The sequence below is a fragment of the Burkholderia metallica genome, assembly GCF_001718555.1.
Lineage (GTDB): Bacteria > Pseudomonadota > Gammaproteobacteria > Burkholderiales > Burkholderiaceae > Burkholderia > Burkholderia metallica.
Map to the genome: position 1 here is coordinate 983,025 of NZ_CP013403.1, position 18,560 is coordinate 1,001,584.

Here is an 18,560-nt window from a genome sequence, read left to right on the forward strand (position 1 = left end):
ATGACGAGCCTGCGTCGCGACCAGATCGCGATGTGCGACCGCAATCGCCATGAATAGGTCGCGCAGGCGATGACGATGTCGGATGCGATCGCGATGCGCACGTGACGATGCCGGGGAAGTCGCTGCACGCGTGACTTCGGCGGCGGTCGCCGCCGTCACCGGGTCACCGAGCAGCGCGGCCCAGCAGCGTGGGAATGTCCTGCTTCAGCAGGCCGACGACGGCCTGTACGCGCGGCGGCAGCGGGCGCTGCGCATGGACGAGCACGTTGAGCGCGAAGTCGGGCAGCGCGTACCGCGGCAGCAGCTCGACGAGCGTGCCGGACGCGAGCGCGTCGGCGCAGGCCGGCTGCTGGACCACGCCGATTCCGCCGCCGGCCGCGATCGTGTCGAACATCGGACGCCAATGGCTCGTCGTCATGATCGTGCGGATGCGCGCGTATTCGAGCGGGCCGCCTTCGTGCTGCAGCGGCAGCCGTTCGCTGGCGAACACGCCTTTCACGCGGATGAACGGATGGTGCGCAAGCTCGGCCGCCGTGTCGAGCGGGCCGTGCTGCTCGAGATACGACGGCGCGGCGACGAGCCGGCGGCCGACCGCGCCGACCGGGTATGCGATGAATCCGCCGTCGCCGAGCTGGCCGACGCGGATCGAAATGTCGACGCCTTCGGTGACCGGATCGACGATGTCGTTGTTCAGGACCAGATCGATATGCAGGTTCGGATACGCGGTGCGGACATGCATCAGCACGCGCGGCAGCACGACTTCGCCGAAGCATTGCGGCGCCGCGAGCCGGATCGTGCCGTCGAGCGCATTCTCCGACTTCGAGACCGATGCGACCGCATCGTCGGCCGCTTCGAGCAGCGCCTTGCTGCGTTCATAGAAGATCCGGCCTTCTTCCGTGCAGACGAGCGTGCGCGCACTGCGCATCAGGAGCCGCGTGCCGAGATGCTTCTCGAGCCGTTCGATGCGCTCGCTGACGGCCGGCTGGCCCATGTCGAGATCCCGCGCCGCGCCGGACATCGTGCCGCGCTCGACGACCCGGACGTAGATGCGCATCGTCGCCAGCAAATCCATGAAGTCGCGCCCCTTGTCCGGTTCCGGTTGATGCCGATCGACGGATGGTACCAAAGCGGGGCCGCCCGAAGGTGCGCGGCGAACCGATACTGACCATCGGTGGCCGAAGCCGCGTGTGTTCGCCGGGACGATCGGCGACAATCAACAGCGGTGCGATCGACTGGGGACGACGACATGACGCAACAGGATGAAGCGGGTCGCACACGCTGCGTGGCGTGGCAGATCGTGCAGACGTGGCAGGCGGCCGAATGGTGCCGGCTCGTCGAGTCGCGAACGGGAATCGACCTGTCGGGTTCGGTATCGGGGGCGATCGGCGGTTCGCCGTTTCGCATCGATTATGCGATCGCCTGCGGCGCCGACTGGCTCACGCGCTCGGCGCGCATCACGCAGTGGAGCGGTGCGCTGCCGCCGCGTCAACGGGAGATCGCGTGCGATGCGGGGCGGTGGACGATCGATGGCGTCGACGTACCGGCGCTCGCGGGTGCGACCGATGTCGATCTCGGTTTCAGCCCGTCGACGAATACGTTGCCGATCCGGCGGCTCGCGCTGGCCGTCGGCGACACGGCCGTGATCCATACCGCGTGGCTGCGCTTTCCGGATTTCGAATTCGTGCGCGGCGAGCAGCGCTATACGCGCACCGCGCCGCACGTGTACCGCTATGAAAGCGGTACTTATGCGGCCGATATCGCGGTCGACGAAGCGGGGCTCGTGACCGATTACGACGAATGGCGGCGCATCGGCGCGGCGCCCGCGCGTTGATTTACGCGTGCCGCGCCGCGCGTCGGCGGTGACGGTGGTCGGTGACGTGCGTCAGCGTGCGCTGGCAACCGACAGCTTGCCCGGAATCAGCTTCAGCGTGCTGAACGCGTCCGCGATGTTCTGCTGATACGCGAGCGTCGCGTCGGTGATCGGCTGCACGCCGTAGCCGGCGCGCTTGAGCGCGACTTCGAGCGTCGGCGCGTCGAGGCCGACGAGCGGCGACAGTTGCGCGGCGACTTCCGGCGCATGGTCGCGCGCCCAGCGGTCGACCGCGTCGACTTCGTCGAGCAGCGCGCGCACCACCTGCGGGTGAGCGGCCGCATACTTGCGCGCGGCGAGGTAGTACTGCGTATTGCGCACGAGCCCTTCGCCGTTTGCGATCACGCGCGCGCCGATCTGCCGCTCGGCGGCGGCCAGGTACGGGTCCCAGATCACCCATGCATCGACGTTGCGCTGCACGAACGCGGCGCGCGCGTCGGCGGGCGTCAGGTAGATCGGCTGGATGTCGGCATACGTCAGGCCCGCGTGCTCGAGCGCCTTCACGAGCAGGTAGTGGACGTTCGAGCCCTTGTTGAACGCGACCTTCTTGCCGCGCAGCTGCGCGACGTTGCGGATCGGCGAATCGGGCAGCACGACGATCGCCTCGCCCTGCGGCGCGGGCGGCTCGTTGCCGATGTAGACGAAATCGACGCCGCCCGCCTGCGCGAAGATCGGCGGCGTCTCGCCGACCGTGCCGACGTCGATCGCGCCTGCGTTCAGGCCCTCGAGCAATTGCGGGCCGGCCGGAAATTCGAGCCATTGCACGGTGACGCCCTGGCTCGCGAGCCGCTTCTCCAGCGTGCCGCGCGCCTTGAGCACGACGAAGTTGCCGTATTTCTGGAAGCCGATGCGCAGCCGCGAGCCGCTGTCTTGCGCGTGCGCGGGCAGGCCGGCGAGCGGGCCGAGCGCGAGCCCGGCCAGGCCGGCGGCCGCGCCTTGCAGCCACTGGCGGCGATGCGGATTCGCCGGGGTGGGTTCAACGTCTGCGTGCGGTGTGTCGTTCATCGAAGCGTCCTGCTTGCGGGTTCACGGGCCGCGCGCGACAGGCGGCGCGGTCGGCGCGGGGCGGGGCCCGATGCGGACAATGCGCGCCACGGGCCGGCCCGCGCGCCGGATTCAGGACGATACGGCCACGCGTGCCGGCAGCCAACCAACGAATGCGCATATGCAAATCAGCGGCAAGCGCAATGGCGTCGTTCGGGGGCGGTTATGCGCGCGGGAGCACGCCGGGGCGGGGTGGCTCGGCGCGCAGTGCGGACGGTATCGCATGCGTTGCATGCGCGGCTGCTCGGCGCCTGACGCCCGGCCCCCGACTCGCGGTGCCAGGCGAAGCGCGAACCGAAACCGGCAAACGCCAAACGCCAAACGCCAAACGCCAAACGCCAAACGACCGCCGCGACACTCAATCGGAGCCGGCCGGCCCTTCCTCGATCGAATCGACGCGATCCGGATAGAACGCGAGGTGGCCGCGGATCGCATCGACGGCCGGATAGGGCGCCTCGTAGGTCCAGACGGCATTGACCGCTCGCGCGCCGCCGGCCGGAATCGAGTAGTAGGCGGCGTCGCCCTTGTACGGGCAGTACGTCGCGTGATCGGTGCGTTGCAGCAGCGTCATGTCGGCGTCCTCGCGCGGAATGTAGAGCACGGCCGGGTAAGCGGCTTCGCGCAGCGCCAGCGCGCGGCGCGTATCCGCGACGATCTTGCCGGCCGCCTTGACCACGACGCGCCGCGGGTGCGGTTCGACCGTGATCGGATGATCGGGGCCCGGCGTCTTCACGGGGCGGGTGGACGTATCGGAGCTGACGGGCATCGTGGGTCCTCCTGGAATCGGCGGCGCGGCGGTGCCGGGACGATCCCGGGGCACCCTTGCCGACGTTGGCCAGCCGATACGATGCGCCATTTCGGGCGAGTCTGCAGGGGGCCGGAAGATGGCCGGAAGACGGCGCGCAAGCAGACCGCCCGGGAAGGCCGCCCGGGAAGGCCGCCCGGCGCTCGCGTGGACGTTTCCGCGCACGGGCAGCGGGATGCATCCGCGACGATAAGCAACGCGAAATTAATTGGTAAGCGATCGGCGGGAGGCGCGCGAAGATCGGCGGTCGTCATTCGCATGACAGCCATCCGTCATCTCCGCCACCATGAAGAATGCTTTCGTTTCGTCAGCCGCGCGCCGTGCGCGCGGCATCCCCCATGCCGCTGCCGCGCTGCGCGGCATCGCGGCGTCGCTGCTGCTCGCCGGCGCGCTCACGCCGGCACTCGCCGCGCCGGCCGGCAAGACGCTCGTGTACTGCACCGAAGGCAGCCCGGCGGGCTTCGATCCGGGCCAGCACACGACGAGCACCGATTTCGACGCGAGCACGTACACGGTCTACAACGGGCTCGTGCAGTTCAGGCGCGGCACGCTCGATCTCGAACCGTCGCTCGCGACGAGCTGGGACGTGTCGCCCGACCAGCGCACGATCACGTTCCATCTGCGGCGCGGCGTGAAGTTCCAGACCACCGCATGGTTCACGCCGACTCGGCCGTTTCAGGCCGACGACGTCGTCTTCACGTTCCGCCGGATGCTCGATGCGGACGATCCGTTCCGCAAGGCCTATCCGGTCAGCTTTCCGTATTTCAGCGATCTCGGTTTCGACCGCAACGTCGAACGCATCGACAAGGTCGACGACTATACGGTGCGTTTCGTGCTGAAGACGCCCGACGTCGTGTTCGTGCGCAATCTCGCGATGGCGTTCGCGTCGATCCTGTCGGCCGAGTATGCGTCGCAGCTCGCGGCGCGCCATCGCGAGGCCGACATCAACCAGTTCCCGGTCGGCACGGGGCCGTTCCTGCTGCGCACGTACCAGAAGGACGCGCTGATCCGCTACGACGCGAATCCCGACTACTGGAAACCGGACGACGTGAAGCTCGCGCGCCTCGTGTTCGCGATCACGCCCGACCCGGCCGCGCGCCTGCAGAAACTGGTGGCCGACGAGTGCCAGGTGTCGGCGTTTCCGCGGCCGGCCGATCTCGACACGGTGCGGCGCGACCCGAAGCTCACGTTGTTCTCCGGGATGGGCTTCAACGTCGGGTTCGTCGCGTACAACACGCAGCATGCGCCGCTCGATCGCGTCGACGTGCGGCGTGCGCTCGACATCGCGATCGACAAGTCGGCGATCGTGAAGACCGTGTTCAACGGCGACGCGAAGATCGCGACGAACCCGATGCCGCCCGCGCAATGGTCGTACAACCCGCGCCTGAAGGATGCGCCGCGCGATCCGGCGGCCGCGAAGGCGCTGCTCGCGCAGGCCGGCTTCCCGAACGGCTTCGACCTGACGCTGTGGGCGATGCCCGTGCAGCGTCCGTACAACCCGAATGCGCAGTTGATGGCGCAACTGATCCAGCAGGACTGGGCGAAGATCGGCGTGCGCGCGAAGATCGTCAGCTACGAATGGGGCGAATACAACCGCCGCGCGAAGCACGACGGGCAGCACGACGCGATCCTGTACGGCTGGTCGGGCGACAACGGCGATCCCGACAACTGGCTCGGCACGCTGCTCGGGTGCGACGCGGTGCACGGCAGCAACCTCGCGAAATGGTGCAATCGCGACTTCGAGAAGCTGGTGGACGCGGCGCGTTCCAACGCGGACGTCGCGAAGCGCACGGCGCTGTACGAGCAGGCGCAGGTCGTGTTCAAGGACCAGGTGCCGTTCACGCCGATCGCGACGTCGATCGTGTCGCTGCCCGTGTCGAAACGCGTGCACGGGCTGACGTTCTCGCCGCTCGGCGGGCACCGCTTCGATGGCGTGTGGCTGGACTGACGGACGGGCCGTGCGGACGCGCGCGGTTTGCGCTTTCGTCCGCACGGCGTGACGGGAAAGACCGGCGCGATGCGCGCCGGGGGCGACCGGGTGCCGCCGGTGCGGCGTTCAGTTGAGCGCGACGGCCGCTGCCGTTTCGACCGGCGAGCCTTCGAGCGCGACCGACGGCCGGCCGTCCGGGCCGACCGGCACGTCGCCGGTGAGCGTCGTGCGATAGAGCTGGCGGTCGAAGTCGAGATCGAAGATGTCGACGGGCGCGAGGTGGGCGGTCGCGCGGTTGTCCCAGAACGCGATGCTGCGCGGCTCCCACTTGAAGCGGATCGTGAATTCCGGCCGCGTCACGTGTTCCCACAGCAGTTCGAGTAGTGCCTGGCTCTCGCGCGGCGCGAGCCCGACGATCGATTTCAGGAAGCTCGGGCTCACGTACAGCGCGCGTTCGCCGGTCTCCGGATGCACGCGCACGAGCGGGTGTTCGGTCACGAGCGGGCGGCGTTCGACCGCGTCGTCGAACGCGCCGGTCGCGCGCGCACCGGCCGGCGGCGTGAAGCGATGAACGCCGCGCAGGCCGTCGACGAAGCCGCGCAGCGGCGCGGACAGCGTGTCGTAGGCGCGCACGAGGTTCGTCCAGTGGGTGTCGCCGCCGTACGGCGGAATCGTCACGCCGCGCAGGATCGATGCCCACGGCGGGTTCACGGCGGCCGTCACGTCGGTGTGCCAGCCGGTCCACGGCCGGCGCACCGGCTCGCCTTCGAAGCGGGTGGCCTTGCGATGCTTCGCGATCGAATAGACGGCCGGATGCCCGTCGACGTGCCCGAACACCGGGTGCCCGACGGTCGGCTCGCCGAACTGCGCGGAGAACGCGACGTGCTGCTCGTGCGTGAGGAACTGCTCGCGGAAGAAGATTACCCGCCACTTCAGCAGCGCAGCGCGAATCGCGGCGATCTGCGGCGTGGTCAGCGGTTGCGTGAGATCGACGCCGCGGATTTCCGCGCCGATGTGGGCGGACAGCGGAATCACGTCGACGGGGTGGGCAGCGGGTTCGAGTAGGGCGCTCATGCGACGCTCCTGGCGGAAGTGAACGGGGCGCAGGGCCGACATCGTTGCGCGGGCAGGCGTCGGGCCGGTGGCGGGAAGGGCATGGTTGGATGTCCGGTGGGGGGAAAGCGGGGCGGGCGCGGCGGCGCGCATCGCGCACCGCCGCCGCGGGACGCGCGCGTTATTGCAGCGTCGCGCCCGGCCCCTTCAGCAACACGCTCCGGCGGCCGTCGATGCCGACCGGCACGTCGCCGTGCACCGTCGCGCGGCGCACCACACGGCGTGCATCGCCGTAGTCGTTGATCGCGTAGTGCTGCGTCGCGCGGTTGTCCCAGATCGCGACGTCGCCTTCCTGCCAGTTCCAGCGCACGGTGTTCTCGAGGCGCGTCACGTGCTCGTGGAACACCTGCAGCAGATGCGCGGAATCCTGTGCCGACAGCCCCTTGAGCCGCTGCACGAAATGCCCGAGCACGAGCGTGCGTTCGCCGGTTTCCGGATGGACGCGCACGACCGGATGCTCGGTTTCGTAGACGGTCGACGTGAACACCTCGCGGTAGCGCTTCAGTTGCGCGTCGTCGGCATGCACGTGCGTCGACGCGTAGTCGTACGCGTTCGTATGCAGCGCCCACAGCGTGTCGGCGAGCGCGCGCAGCGGGTCGGGAAGATGCGTGTATGCGGCGGCCGTGTTGGCCCACACGGTGTCGCCGCCGAACGGCGGAATCACGACCGCGCGCAGGATCGAGATCTTCGGGTACGCATCGACGAAGGTCACGTCGGTGTGCCACGAATTCGCGCGCGCGCCATGGGCGGAATCGAGTTCGAGCAGTTTCGCGCTGCCGTCGACGGACGGTACGGTCGGGTGGGCGACGGTATCGCCGAAGCGGCGCGCGAACGCCTCCTGCGCGGTGTCGTCGAGATGCTGCTGGCCGCGGAAGAACAGCACCTTGTGGCGCAGCAGCGCGGCGTGGATCGCATCGAACGTCGCGTCGTCGAGCGTGCCCGACAGCCGCACGCCGGCGATCTCGGCGCCGATCCGGCCGGCGACCTGGCGAAGCTGGAGCGGGTCGGCGGCCGTGCGCGGCGCGGCGTGCGAAACAGGCGAGGACGAGTGAGCGGCGTGCTGGACTTCTGACATCGGGAGTCTCCTGGAGTCGGGTCGGTCGAATCTCCATTCAAGCAGGGACCGCGCGCAAGCGGAACCGATGATTCGTCACAACCTTAGCGTGTGCGCTGCGATGATCGATATGTGTCGTCATGCTGAACGAATCGGGGCGTCGCGCGTGCTACCACGCGAGCCGCCATTCGCCGATCCGGTGCGGGCGCGGAGTCTCGACGGGCGTGCCGCCCGGGCGATCGTCGCCCGGCGGGTCGCGGTCGTCGAAATCGGCGAGCACGGTGTCGCGCAACCGCGCGAACTCCGGCGAATCGCGCCGGCGCGGGCGCGGCAACGCGACGTCGACGATGCGCTCGATGCGGCCCGGGCGCGGCGCCATCGTCACGACGCGGTCGCCGAGATACACGGCTTCGTCGACGTCGTGCGTGACGAGAATCATCGTGATGCGCTCCTGTTCCCAGATGCGCAGCAGTTCGTTCTGCATCCGCGCACGCGTCTGCGCATCGAGCGCGCCGAACGGTTCGTCGAGCAGCAGCACGCGCGGGCGGTTCACGAGGCCGCGCGCGATCGCGACGCGCTGCGCCATCCCGCCCGACAGCTGGTTCGGATACGCGTGCTCGAAGCCGTTCAGCCCGACGAGCGCGACGTGATCGGCCACCGCGCGCCGCTTCGCGGCCGCGTCGAGCGGCGCATTGCGCAGCGCGGCCTCGATGTTTTGCGCGACGGTCAGCCACGGGAACAGCCGGTGATCCTGGAACACGATGCCGCGCTGCAGCGACGTGTCGCGCACGCGCTCGGCGCCGGCCCGGATCTCGCCCGCGTAGTCGGTGTCGAGCCCGGCGATCAGCCGCAGCAGCGTCGACTTGCCGCAACCGCTCGCGCCGACGATCGTCACGAATTCGCCGGCGCGCACGTGCAGCGACACGTCGTCGAGAACGGCGAGCGCGGCGCCGCGTTGTGCGTAGTGCTTGCTCACGTGGAGGATGTCGAGCGAATCGGATGCGAGGGTCGTCATGGCGGCGCGAGGAACGTGGTGGCGGGAAAGGAAGGGCGATCAGCGCGGCAGGTCGCCGCGGCGGGCCAGCACCGTGCGCTCGATCGCACGCGCGATCGCGTTTAGGGCCCAGCCGGTCACGCCGACGACGATGATCCCGAACAGCACGAGATCCATCCGGAACTGCTCGCTGCCGTCGATCAGCGTGTTGCCGATGCCGCTGCCGGCGACCAGCAGGTATTCGGCGCCGAGCGTCGCGAGCCACGAATAGATCAGCCCGAGATACAGCCCGGTGAAGATCGACGGCAGCGCGGCCGGCAGGATCACGTAGCGCACGAGTTGCAGCCGCGAGTAGCGCAGCGCGCGGGCGACGTCGACATACGCGCGCGGCACCGCATGAATGCCGTCGCAGGTGTGCGCGGCGACGGGCAGCAGCGCGGCGAGCGACAGGAACACGACCTTCGCGACGTCGCCGAGGCCGAACCACACCGAAATCAGCGGAATCCATGCGAACAGCGAGATCTGCTTGAACGTGTCGAAGCTCGGGCCGACCATCCGCGCCGCGACGCGCGACAGCCCGAGCGCGGCGCCGAGCAGCAGGCCGCCGGTCGCGCCGAGCGCGAAACCGCACGCTTCGCGCGCGAGCGACGCGGACAGCGCGCGACCGAGTGCGCCGCTCGCGGCCTGCGCCCACGCGGTGCGCAGGACGTCGGCCGGCCCGACCAGCAGCCCGCTGTTCACGAGATGCGCGGACGCGATCGCCCACCACAGCGCGAACGCGACGAGCGGCAGCACGAAACCGCGCCAGTCGGGGGTGTGCAGGCGGCGGGCGGCCGTGGCGGCCGGCGGCGCAGCGTCTTGCGAGGCGGAATGCGTCACGGATGGGTCTCCTTCGATTGCGCGGGCAACGGCGTTCAGCCGCGGAACGCGGACGGCACGCCTCGGCGCAGGCGCGCTTCGAGCGCGTCGAGCAGCCGGTTGATCAGCAGGCCGACCGCGCCGACGACGATCACGGCCGCCATCACGAGGTCGAGCTGGAACAGTTGCCGCCCGTACACGATCAGGTAGCCGAGGCCTTCGGACGATGCGACGAGCTCGACGACGACGAGCGCGAGCCACGATTTCGTGAACGCGAGCCGCACGCCGGTCGCGAGCGTCGGGATCGCGGCGGGCAGCACGACGTACACGATGCGTTGCCGGCGCGTGTAGCCGAATATGCGTGCTACCTCGTCGAGCGCGGGCGGTGTCTGCCGAAACCCTTGCAACGTGCTCAGCGTGACGGGGACCAGCGCCGCATGCGCGATCAGCAGGTACTTGAGCGGCTCGCCGACGCCGACGAGCAGCAGCAGGAACGGCAGCCAGCCGAGCACCGGAATCTGCACGAGCGCGTTGAAACCGGGCAGCACGTAGGCTTCCAGCGTGCGCGACAGGCCGAGCGCGGCGCCGATTGCGAAGCCGAGCAGTGTGCCGGCCGCGAATCCGACCAGCACGCGCTGCAGGCTGATCAGCGTGTGGCGCACGAGGTCGCCGCTCGTCGCGAGATCCGCGAGCGCGTCGTACACGCGTTGCGGCGGCGGCAGGATCTGCGGCGCGATCCAGCCGCGCGCGCTGCCGACGCTCCACAGCACGAACAGCAGCGCGGGCAGCAGCCACGGCGCGAGCCGCCACGCCCACCGTTTCACGGCCGCCGCACGATGCGGCGGCGCGGCGAGCGCGGGGCGGCCGGACGGCGCAACGGAAATCGCGGTGTCGCTCATCGGGCGGTCCGGGTCAGGAAAGCGGTTTGCCGGCCGCGTCGTAGCGCTGCCAGTAGTTTTCGAGCTTCAGCGTGCGCAGCGCGTGGTCGAGATACTTCGGCTCGAACCAGCCATCGACGTTCACCGGCTGGCGGATCAGCTTCAGCGCGAGCGCATCCTGCGCGACGGACTTGTAGCGCGCGACGAGGAACGGATCGATCAGCGGCGACAGGCGATCCTTCAGGCGCTGGTTCGCATAGTCGGCCTGCCACGATGAAACCGGCACGCCGCTCTTCGCCCACAGCCGGAACAGCGCATCGCGGTTCGCTTCGTCGGACGACCATTGCGCGCCCTTCACGAGTGCGTTGACGACACGCTGCACGATGTCCGGATGCGCGCGCTCGAAGTCGTCGAGCACGAGCAGGTGAGTCTGGCGCGTGAGCTGCGGGCCGTCGTTCTGCGATTCGTAGATGATCTTCGCGAGCCCCGCGTCGCGCAGCTTGTAGAGCTGGTAGTCGCCCACCGATGCGTCGATGCCTTTCGACGCAAGCGCGGCGAGCGCGCTCGCGGAGTCGAGGTTGATCACGCGCAGGTCGCGTTCGCTCAGGCCGTTCCTCGCGAGCGCGTTGTCGGCGACGAGCTGCAGGTTCGTGCCGCGGAAGATCGACACGCGGCGCTCCTTCAGGTCCTTGATCGAGCGGATCGCGGAGTCGGGCGGCACCGCGATCTTGACGCCCGAGCGCACGCTCGTGGCGAGCAGCAGGCGCGTCTTGATCCCGTTCGCCCGCGCGAGCACCGCGGGCAGGTCGCCCTGGTACGCGAAGTCGAGCGCGTTGTTCGCGATCGCCTCGTTGACGGCCGGCCCCGCGCCCTTGAAGAACAGCCACTGCACCTTGATGCCGTCGGCCGCGAACTCCTTTTCGACCAGCTGCTGCAACTGCGCGGTGGCGGCGCTCGATCCGCCGAACGTCGGCGGATCGCCGGTGCCTTGCTGGGCGACGCCGATGCGGATGGTGGTGACGGGGGCGGCATGCGCGGCGGCGGCCGGCAGCGCGAAGAGGGACGCGATCAGCAGCGATCGAAGCAGGCGCAGTGGAAGCATGAATCGATGGGTCCGGAACGTTGGAAAACGAGGCCGGGCGTGAGCCCGTCGGCGCATTCTCGATCACGTGCCAAGGCCGGACAAGAAACGATTTGAACTATGCTTATCGCGGTGGGCCGGGTGACGATACATGCGGCGCCGGAACGTCGCCCGTGCGGCGGCGCATGACGGCCCGGATGCGTTTCATCTCGACGCACACCGGGGCGGCAGTCGTCGTCGGCCGCACGCCTTCCCGTTCACGCGGATACGTTCCGGATCGCGATCGATCCGACATCGACGCGCCGCGGCAGGATCGCGTCGGCCGCCGCGCGGTCGGCGACACGCTGCAGCACGTCGATGTCCGCGCTGCTGACGCTGCGCTGCGCGAGCGCGGCCCGGTGCGTGATGTCGGAGGCCGCGTCGGGCGGCAGGCGCGTGAGCGATGCATAGACGCCCGCATAGTCGGCCGGGTGCGCGAGCGCCCATTGGCCCGCGCGGGCGAGCCGCGCCAGCACGTCCGCGAGCGCCGCGCGCTTCGCGGGATCGTCGAGCGTGTCGACCGGCGACGTGAGGAACGCCAGCCCGGAATTGATGCCGCTGCCGTCGCGGACGATGCGCGCGCCGCGTCGTACTGCATGCCCGTAGTACGGATCGAACGTTGCCCAGATCGCGATCCGCTTCGCCTCGAACGCGGCGAACGCGTCGACGGGCAGCACGAAGCGCACGTCGACGTCGCGCGGCGCGAGGCCGTGTTCGTGCAGCGCGCCGTACAACTGGTACTGCGAGATGCTGCCGCGCGCGGACGACACGACGACGGTTTGCCCTTTCAGGTCGGCGACGGTGCGGACCGGCGAATCGGGCTGCACGACGATGCCGAGCGATGCCGGCGAGCCGACCCGCGTCGCGACGATCCGCAACGACGGATCGCCGAGCGCGGCCGTCAGCACGGGCAGGTCGCCGGCCGGCGCGAGATCGATCGCCCCCGCGCGCTGCGCCTCGAACAGCGGCGCGGCACCCTGGAAATTGGCCCAGCGGAACCGGTAGCGCGTGCCGTCGAGCACGCGCGCGGCTTCGGCGAGCGCGCGCAGGCCGCCGGCCTGGTCGCCGAGCACGAGCGTCACGCCCGACGGGTCGGCGGCGGCCGCATGGGCGGGGCGGGCGATGCCGCCGGCGAGCGGCGCGGCGGCGAGGGCGGCAAGACGCTGCAGCGCGCGGCGACGCGCCGCAGCGGAAGAGGGGTTCATCGGCGGTGGTCCTCGGTGATCCGCGCGCAAGGCGGCGCGGCTGCCGGGCAGGTTACGAAATCGGTTTCCGGCCGACAAACATCGAATCGTGCAATGCATATTCCGTATCGCGCGGCGACGGCTGTCACCGCCGATACGGTCGATACGGCCGCTGTCGCCGCACGCGGGCGATTCACGCGGCGTCTTGCCCGGCCGCCGGCACGCTCGCGCAGGCAGCGCCCGTCGCGTTCGCGAGCGGGTTCGCCGATGCGCCGACGGTGAGCGGCGTACTCGCGCTCGTCACCGCGCGCGTTGCATACAAGTTGCTTACGCAACCGATGCGCGACGGCGCGTGACGAACCGGCGCACGCACGCCGTGCATTGGACGCGCTTGCCCGGAACCATTAAGCTGGCGCGTTCCGGTTTCACGTAGCGTATTCAAGATGTCATCGACGATCGAGATTCTGTTGCCCGTGTTCGGGCTGATCGCGGCAGGGTTCCTGTGCCGCCGGCGCGGCGTACTCGGGCCGGCGGCGGCCTCGGAACTCAACCGGTTCGTCGTGTGGCTCGCGCTGCCCGCGCTGCTGTTCCAGATCATGGCGCACGCATCGTGGCATCAGCTGTATCAGCCGGCCTTCGTCGCCACGTTCGCGCTGACCTGCGCGCTCGTGTTCGCCGGCGTGCTCGCGTGGCGCCTGTTCGCGGGGCGCGGGCTCGCCGATGCGAGCATCGATGCGATCGCCGCGTCGTATCCGAACACCGGCTATCTCGGCTTCCCGCTGTGCCTGCTCGCCTTCGGCACCGACAGCCTCACGCCGACCACGATCGCGACCATTCTCGTCGCGTGCGTGCTGTTCGCCGGCGCGATCGTGCTGATCGAGATCGGGCTGCAGCGCGACCGCGCGCCGCTGCGGCTGATGGGGAAGGTGGTCGGCGCGCTGCTGCGCAACCCGCTGATCGTCGCGCCGCTGGCCGGCGTTTGCGTGTCGGCCGCGCAGGTGCCGCTCGGCGCGCCCGTCGACACGTTCCTGAAGCTGCTCGGCGCGGCCGCGAGCCCGTGTGCGCTCGTCAGCCTCGGGCTGTTTCTCGCGGAGAAGCGCGACGCGCCCGGCGCCGCGCCGCGCGGCAGCATCGCGCTGACGGCGGTGAAGCTGTTCGTGCAGCCGGCGCTCGCGTGGTGGCTCGGCGTGCGCGTGTTCGCGCTGCCGCCGGTTCTCGCGCAGATCGCGGTCGTGCTCGCCGCGTTGCCGACCGGCACCGGGCCGTACATGCTGGCCGAGTTCTACGGGCGGGAAGCGCACGTGACGTCGCGCACGATCCTGTTGTCGACGCTCGGGTCGATCGTGTCGCTGTCGGTGCTGCTGGCGCTCGCGCGGCACGTCTGACGCGACCCACCGTCCGAGCGCGTCACGTCAGCGTGTCAGCGCGTCGCGGTCGGCCTGCGCGGCGTGCAGGTCGCGCGTGGCGTCGCGCAGCTTCTGCTGCTTGTCGGCGAGCTTGCGCTGCGCGTTGCTCAACTTCTTCGCATCGCCGCGTGCTTCGGCGTTGTGGATGCGTGCCTTCGCGTCCTCCACGTCATCCTGCGCACGCTGCAGATCCCGCTGTTTGTCGACCACCTTGCGTTCGGCGCGCGCGAGCTGGCCGGCGTCCGTGCAATGGGTCTTGATCTGGTCGAGCGCGGCCTGCTGGCGCATCGCCTGATTGGCATTGCCGAACCGCTTCGCGGTGTCGATCTGCGTTTGCAACGCGCGGATGCGCGTCGCGCAGTCCTGCGTTTCGGCGAACGCGCCGGTGCTCGCGAGCAGCGCGACCGGCACGGCCAGCGCGATGAGTGCCTTCTTCATGCGGTTTTCCTCGATAGGGCGCGACGGGCATCGTCGATGCCGATGTCCATTCGCCAGTGTGCGAGGCGTCATTCTGACGATACGGTGCGGGCCGGGTAAATAGGACCGGTCTGACAGCGCGTTGCTGTCGCGCGAATCGTCGCGGCGTGCGGGCGTCGACGGTCAGTGCGGCTTCGTCGCGCCGCGATGGATGCGTGCCGCATGGGCGACGCGCGCCGGGTGTGACGCGCGGCAATGTGTCGCCCGCCTGCGGCGCGTGCGCCGCGCGGGCTCCGGTGTATCGGCGGCGGGCGGCGCGGTTGGTCGGCTATCCGCATCGGCAGCGGCGGCGGCCACCGCGGCGACGGCCGGCCGCATCGCGTCGGCGTCGAGCCACGTGCGCGTCGCTTCGACGATCAGCCCGCGCAGCCAGCGCACGCCTTCGGTGCATTCTCCCGCTTCGTTCCAGGTCATCCGGTACACGATGTCCGGCGGTTCGGCCGGCAGCGCGACGGCGGCGAGCGGCAGCAGCTTCGCATAGTGCCGCGCGAGCCGGTACGTGGTGGTCAGGAGCATGTCGGTGCGCACGAGCGCATGCGCGGCGAGTTCGAAGTGCGGCAGCGTGACGACGATCCGCCTTTGCAGGCCCACGCGTTCGAGCTGCCGGTCGATCGCGCCGGACGCTTCGAGCCACGACGGCGTCGGGCACAGCTGCGGCGCTTCGGCAAAATCGGCCGCCGTCAACGCGCCGCGCCGCGCGAGCGGATGCGTCGCGCGCATCAGGCACACGATACGATCGTCGAACAGGTCGTCCTGCCGGAAGCGCGACGCGCGCGCCGGGCGATTGTCGATCACGACGTCGAGTTCGCCGTCGGCCAGCGCACGCTCGTCGTCGAAGCCGTCGCCGAGCGGATGGAACACGAGTTGCGCGTTCGGCGCGCGTTCGCGAAACAGCGCGACGAGCTTCGGCACGAACAGCACGTTCAGGTAGTCGGGGCAGCCGATCCGGTAGGTACGCACCGACGTGCGCGCGTCGAACGTCGGCTGCTGGATGCGGATGAAGTCGATCACGCGCAGCGCGTTGCGCAGCGGCTCGATCAGCCGCGCGCCGAACTCGGTCGGCACCATCCCGTAGCGGCTGCGCACCAGCAGCGGATCGCCGAGCAGCGTCCGCAGCCGCTTGAGCGCGGCGCTCGTCGCCGGTTGCGACATGTTCAGGCGCACGGCCGCGCGCGATACGGTGCGCTCGGTCAGCAGCACGAGCAGGATGCGCATCAGCCGTGCATCGAGCACGTCGAGCGCGCCCGCGGCATCGGCCGCGGCGCGGGGCAGCGCGGCCGGGTCTAGCGGGTCCCGCATGCCGATACGCGTCCCGGCGACGCGATGCCCGAGTGCGATGCGGGGGCGGGCCGGCCGCGCATCATTTTGCGAAGGTGCCCGGCCAGCCGACGATCCGCTTCGGGCGCGGCGGCGCGTACGTGCGGACCTTCGACGTCTTCAGTTTCAGGCGCACCAGCGACTCGGCGAGCGCGACCGCGGCCGACACGCCGTCGACGACCGGCACGCCCGTGCATTCCGCGATCTGCCGGTCGAGGCCGGCCATCCCGCCGCAGCCGAGGCAGATCACTTCGGCGTGATCGTCCCTCACCGCGCGCTCGGCCTGGCCGACGATCGATTCGATCGCGCGGGCCGGGTTCTCTTCGAGTTCGAGCACCGCGAGGCCGCTCGCGCGCACCGACGCGCAGCGCGCGTCGAGCCCGGCGAGTTTCAGGCGATCCTCGATCAGCGGCACCGTGCGGTCGAGCGTCGTCACGACCGAGTAGCGGTGGCCGAGCAGCATCGCGACGCTCGCGGCCGCTTCGGTGATGTCGACGACGGGCACCGTCAGCAGCTCCTGCAGCCCTTCGCGGCCGTGTTCGCCGTAGCCGGCCTGGATCACCGCGTCGTACGGCTCGTCGTAGCTCAGCACGCGATCCATCACGGCGATCGCCGCGAGGTAGCTCTCGAAGTTGCCCTCGACCGACTCCGCGCCGAAGCGCGGCGTCAGCCCGACGATCTCCGTGCCCGGCGATGCGGCGGCCTGCGCCTGCGCGGCGATCGCGTCGGTGATCGACTCGGTGGTGTTGACGTTGACTACCAGGATCCTCATTGCGACTCCGTATGCGGGTGTTTCAGTGTCGCGCGCAGGCGACCGCGATGGATTCGCCCGAACGCTCGTCGTATTGCCGGTTGCGATCGGCCGTCAGCCAGTACACGCTGCCCGCGATGGCCGCGCCGAGCAGCCACGAGAACGGCGTCATCGCGCTGAACGCGGGCACGACGGCGAGCGTGATCGAGATCAGCGCGGACGGCACGAGCGCCGCGAGCGCCTTGCGGTTCACGCCGCGCGTGTAGAAGTAGGCGCCGGTCGGCGCTTCGGTATAGAGATCGGGCACGTTCACGCGCTGCTTGCGCACGAGCCAGTAGTCGACCGTGATGATCCCGTACAGCGGGCCGAGCAGCGCACCGAGGCCGGACAGGAAGTAGACGATCACGATCGGGCTGTTGTACAGGTTCCACGGCAGGATCAGCACGGCGATCGTCGCGCTGATCAGGCCCGCGCGGCGAAACGACAGGCGGTGCGGCGCGAGGCTCGTCAGCACGAAGGCCGGCGCGACGAAGTTCGCCATGATGTTCACCGCGACCGTCACGATCAGGAACGCGAGACAGCCGAGCACGAGGAACAGCTTGTTCGGCACCGTCGCGATGATTTCGGTGGGGCTGTGGATGATATGGCCGTTCAGCTTGAACTGCGCGCCGGCGAGCACGAAGCTGATCGTCGCGAACACCAGGATGTTGACGGGCAGGCCCCAGAAGTTGCCGACGCGCACCGTCTTCGCGCTCGGCGACGAACGGGCGAAATCGCAGAAGTTGAGCACCAGCGTGCCGTAGATCGCGAGCCACAGCGAGCCGCCCGCGAACACTTCGGTCCACATCCGGAAGCCCGTCATCGGCTTGCCGATCGACATCGCGAGATGGCCGCCCGTGCGGCTATACATCCACGCGGCGAGCGACAGCGTCGTGACGAGGATCACCGGGCCGGCCAGCCCCTCGTACTTGCGGACCATCTCCATCCCGTACGTGAGGATGCCGATCTGCACGAGCCAGATCGCGACGAACGTGACCCAGCCGAGCGTCGACAGCCCGAAGATCGCGTTCTGGTCGAATGCGGCGAGGCCCGGCCAGATCGCGGTGAGCAGCACGCGCAGCACGACCGACGCGAGATAGGTCTGGATACCGAACCATGCGATCGCGATCACCGCGCGGATCAGCGCGGGCAGCAGCGCGCCGTAGATGCCGAAGCTCATGCGGCTGATCACCGGGAACGGCACGCCGGTCTTCTGGCCCATGTAGCCGGTGAGGTTCATGAAGCAGTACACGAGCATCGCGCCGATCGCGAGCGACGCGAGCATCTGCCAGCCCGACAGGCCGAGCGCGAACAGCCCGATCGCGAACGAATAGTTCGCGATGTTGTGCACGTCGTTGGTCCACAGCGCGAAGATGCTGTAGCGGCCCCACGTGCGGCCCTCGGCCTTCGTCGGCGCGAGGTCGGGATTGTGCAGCCGCGGGCTCAGCGCGGGGTCGCGCGCAGCCGAATCGGTTCGATGCGATGCGTCGTCCGCGCGGGGCACGATGCCCGCGCGGTGGGTGGCTTCCAGTTGCACGCCGTTGTCTCCTTCCATGTGCGGGGCGCGAAACCGGCAGCGTGGGAGCGCTGCGCCGGCCCGGCCGCCGTGGACGTTATGTCTCGGATTTGTTCCCGAGTATGGGTGGGCGCCACCACGATGGGAAATTAAATATTCCGTTGGGGGGTATTTGAAAAATGAATGGGGCGCGTACGGCCGGGT

General features: G+C 69.6%; 18 protein-coding genes. 3 read left to right on the plus strand and 15 right to left on the minus strand.

Translation table 11 applies throughout. From position 1 onward, the window contains the following. Positions 1-163: 163 nt before the first annotated feature. Positions 164-1,072 carry a LysR family transcriptional regulator gene (locus WJ16_RS24145; RefSeq protein WP_069259571.1) on the minus strand — a complete coding sequence of 303 codons (909 nt, stop codon included), beginning with the start codon at positions 1,070-1,072 and terminating at the stop codon, positions 164-166. A 174-nt stretch (positions 1,073-1,246) separates the two neighbouring features. On the opposite strand from WJ16_RS24145, the gene WJ16_RS24150 reads away from it, so the two are divergent. Beyond that, a complete protein-coding gene (locus WJ16_RS24150; RefSeq protein WP_069259572.1) occupies positions 1,247-1,831 on the plus strand; it encodes a putative glycolipid-binding domain-containing protein in 585 nt (194 codons plus the stop codon). A 51-nt stretch (positions 1,832-1,882) separates the two neighbouring features. Here WJ16_RS24150 and WJ16_RS24155 read toward each other — a convergent pair whose 3' ends face one another. Then, a complete protein-coding gene (locus WJ16_RS24155) occupies positions 1,883-2,875 on the minus strand; it encodes a sulfonate ABC transporter substrate-binding protein (protein ID WP_069259573.1) in 993 nt (330 codons plus the stop codon). 397 nt (positions 2,876-3,272) lie between these two features. Continuing rightward, complete coding sequence (locus WJ16_RS24160; RefSeq protein WP_069259574.1) at positions 3,273-3,680, minus strand: DUF427 domain-containing protein; 408 nt, start codon at positions 3,678-3,680, stop codon at positions 3,273-3,275. A gap of 325 nt (positions 3,681-4,005) precedes the next feature. Here WJ16_RS24160 and WJ16_RS24165 point away from each other — a divergent pair, with 325 nt between their 5' ends. Beyond that, the gene (locus WJ16_RS24165) at positions 4,006-5,667 is read left to right on the plus strand and encodes an ABC transporter substrate-binding protein (protein WP_069259575.1); all 1,662 of its coding nucleotides are present in this window, start codon (positions 4,006-4,008) and stop codon (positions 5,665-5,667) included. Between the two features lie 108 nt (positions 5,668-5,775). Here the strand turns inward: WJ16_RS24165 and WJ16_RS24170 are convergent, their stop codons facing one another. From WJ16_RS24170 to WJ16_RS35795, 8 genes are all read right to left on the minus strand, one after another. Next, a complete protein-coding gene (locus WJ16_RS24170) occupies positions 5,776-6,723 on the minus strand; it encodes a TauD/TfdA dioxygenase family protein (RefSeq protein ID WP_069259576.1) in 948 nt (315 codons plus the stop codon). Between the two features lie 160 nt (positions 6,724-6,883). After that, positions 6,884-7,837, minus strand: a complete 954-nt coding sequence (locus tag WJ16_RS24175; protein WP_069259577.1) for a TauD/TfdA dioxygenase family protein — start codon at positions 7,835-7,837, stop codon at positions 6,884-6,886. A 148-nt stretch (positions 7,838-7,985) separates the two neighbouring features. Further along, the gene (locus WJ16_RS24180) at positions 7,986-8,831 is read right to left on the minus strand and encodes an ABC transporter ATP-binding protein (RefSeq protein WP_069259578.1); all 846 of its coding nucleotides are present in this window, start codon (positions 8,829-8,831) and stop codon (positions 7,986-7,988) included. 39 nt (positions 8,832-8,870) lie between these two features. Beyond that, on the minus strand, positions 8,871-9,689 hold the full coding sequence (locus WJ16_RS24185) for an ABC transporter permease (protein WP_069259579.1): 819 nt from the start codon (positions 9,687-9,689) through the stop codon (positions 8,871-8,873). A gap of 35 nt (positions 9,690-9,724) precedes the next feature. After that, complete coding sequence (locus tag WJ16_RS24190; protein WP_069259580.1) at positions 9,725-10,567, minus strand: ABC transporter permease; 843 nt, start codon at positions 10,565-10,567, stop codon at positions 9,725-9,727. Between the two features lie 13 nt (positions 10,568-10,580). Continuing rightward, positions 10,581-11,648 (minus strand): ABC transporter substrate-binding protein, encoded by a 1,068-nt coding sequence (locus WJ16_RS24195; RefSeq protein ID WP_069259581.1) that lies wholly within the window; start codon positions 11,646-11,648, stop codon positions 10,581-10,583. 236 nt (positions 11,649-11,884) lie between these two features. Beyond that, positions 11,885-12,871 carry an ABC transporter substrate-binding protein gene (locus tag WJ16_RS24200; RefSeq protein ID WP_069259582.1) on the minus strand — a complete coding sequence of 329 codons (987 nt, stop codon included), beginning with the start codon at positions 12,869-12,871 and terminating at the stop codon, positions 11,885-11,887. Between the two features lie 172 nt (positions 12,872-13,043). Continuing rightward, positions 13,044-13,172: a hypothetical protein gene (locus tag WJ16_RS35795; RefSeq protein ID WP_257785878.1), complete on the minus strand. Its 129-nt coding sequence runs from the start codon at positions 13,170-13,172 to the stop codon at positions 13,044-13,046. A gap of 121 nt (positions 13,173-13,293) precedes the next feature. Between WJ16_RS35795 and WJ16_RS24210 the strand changes: the two genes are divergently transcribed. After that, a complete protein-coding gene (locus WJ16_RS24210; protein ID WP_069259584.1) occupies positions 13,294-14,235 on the plus strand; it encodes an AEC family transporter in 942 nt (313 codons plus the stop codon). 27 nt (positions 14,236-14,262) lie between these two features. On the opposite strand, the gene WJ16_RS24215 is transcribed toward WJ16_RS24210, so the two are convergent. The 4 genes from WJ16_RS24215 to WJ16_RS24230 all read right to left on the minus strand — a co-directional run bounded on the left by WJ16_RS24215 (position 14,263) and on the right by WJ16_RS24230 (position 18,395). Beyond that, complete coding sequence (locus WJ16_RS24215) at positions 14,263-14,694, minus strand: DUF1090 family protein (protein WP_069259585.1); 432 nt, start codon at positions 14,692-14,694, stop codon at positions 14,263-14,265. Positions 14,695-14,856: 162 nt separating this feature from the next. Further along, on the minus strand, positions 14,857-16,032 hold the full coding sequence (locus WJ16_RS24220) for a LysR family transcriptional regulator (protein ID WP_069259586.1): 1,176 nt from the start codon (positions 16,030-16,032) through the stop codon (positions 14,857-14,859). Between the two features lie 61 nt (positions 16,033-16,093). Further along, entirely contained in the window at positions 16,094-16,822 is a 729-nt protein-coding gene (locus WJ16_RS24225) for an aspartate/glutamate racemase family protein (protein WP_069259587.1), read from the minus strand. 22 nt (positions 16,823-16,844) lie between these two features. Then, a complete protein-coding gene (locus WJ16_RS24230; RefSeq protein ID WP_084636110.1) occupies positions 16,845-18,395 on the minus strand; it encodes an NCS1 family nucleobase:cation symporter-1 in 1,551 nt (516 codons plus the stop codon). Between the last annotated feature and the right edge of the window lie 165 nt (positions 18,396-18,560).

Bases quoted from the DNA above. Each gene is read 5' to 3' on its own strand.
- WJ16_RS24145 (WP_069259571.1), bottom strand. From the start codon at position 1,072: ATGGATTTGCTGGCGACGATGCGCATCTACGTCCGGGTCGTCGAGCGC.
- WJ16_RS24150 (WP_069259572.1), top strand. From the start codon at position 1,247: ATGACGCAACAGGATGAAGCGGGTCGCACACGCTGCGTGGCGTGGCAG.
- WJ16_RS24155 (WP_069259573.1), bottom strand. From the start codon at position 2,875: ATGAACGACACACCGCACGCAGACGTTGAACCCACCCCGGCGAATCCG.
- WJ16_RS24160 (WP_069259574.1), bottom strand. From the start codon at position 3,680: ATGCCCGTCAGCTCCGATACGTCCACCCGCCCCGTGAAGACGCCGGGC.
- WJ16_RS24165 (WP_069259575.1), top strand. From the start codon at position 4,006: ATGAAGAATGCTTTCGTTTCGTCAGCCGCGCGCCGTGCGCGCGGCATC.
- WJ16_RS24170 (WP_069259576.1), bottom strand. From the start codon at position 6,723: ATGAGCGCCCTACTCGAACCCGCTGCCCACCCCGTCGACGTGATTCCG.
- WJ16_RS24175 (WP_069259577.1), bottom strand. From the start codon at position 7,837: ATGTCAGAAGTCCAGCACGCCGCTCACTCGTCCTCGCCTGTTTCGCAC.
- WJ16_RS24180 (WP_069259578.1), bottom strand. From the start codon at position 8,831: ATGACGACCCTCGCATCCGATTCGCTCGACATCCTCCACGTGAGCAAG.
- WJ16_RS24190 (WP_069259580.1), bottom strand. From the start codon at position 10,567: ATGAGCGACACCGCGATTTCCGTTGCGCCGTCCGGCCGCCCCGCGCTC.
- WJ16_RS24195 (WP_069259581.1), bottom strand. From the start codon at position 11,648: ATGCTTCCACTGCGCCTGCTTCGATCGCTGCTGATCGCGTCCCTCTTC.
- WJ16_RS24200 (WP_069259582.1), bottom strand. From the start codon at position 12,871: ATGAACCCCTCTTCCGCTGCGGCGCGTCGCCGCGCGCTGCAGCGTCTT.
- WJ16_RS24210 (WP_069259584.1), top strand. From the start codon at position 13,294: ATGTCATCGACGATCGAGATTCTGTTGCCCGTGTTCGGGCTGATCGCG.
- WJ16_RS24215 (WP_069259585.1), bottom strand. From the start codon at position 14,694: ATGAAGAAGGCACTCATCGCGCTGGCCGTGCCGGTCGCGCTGCTCGCG.
- WJ16_RS24220 (WP_069259586.1), bottom strand. From the start codon at position 16,032: ATGCGGGACCCGCTAGACCCGGCCGCGCTGCCCCGCGCCGCGGCCGAT.
- WJ16_RS24225 (WP_069259587.1), bottom strand. From the start codon at position 16,822: ATGAGGATCCTGGTAGTCAACGTCAACACCACCGAGTCGATCACCGAC.
- WJ16_RS24230 (WP_084636110.1), bottom strand. From the start codon at position 18,395: ATGGAAGGAGACAACGGCGTGCAACTGGAAGCCACCCACCGCGCGGGC.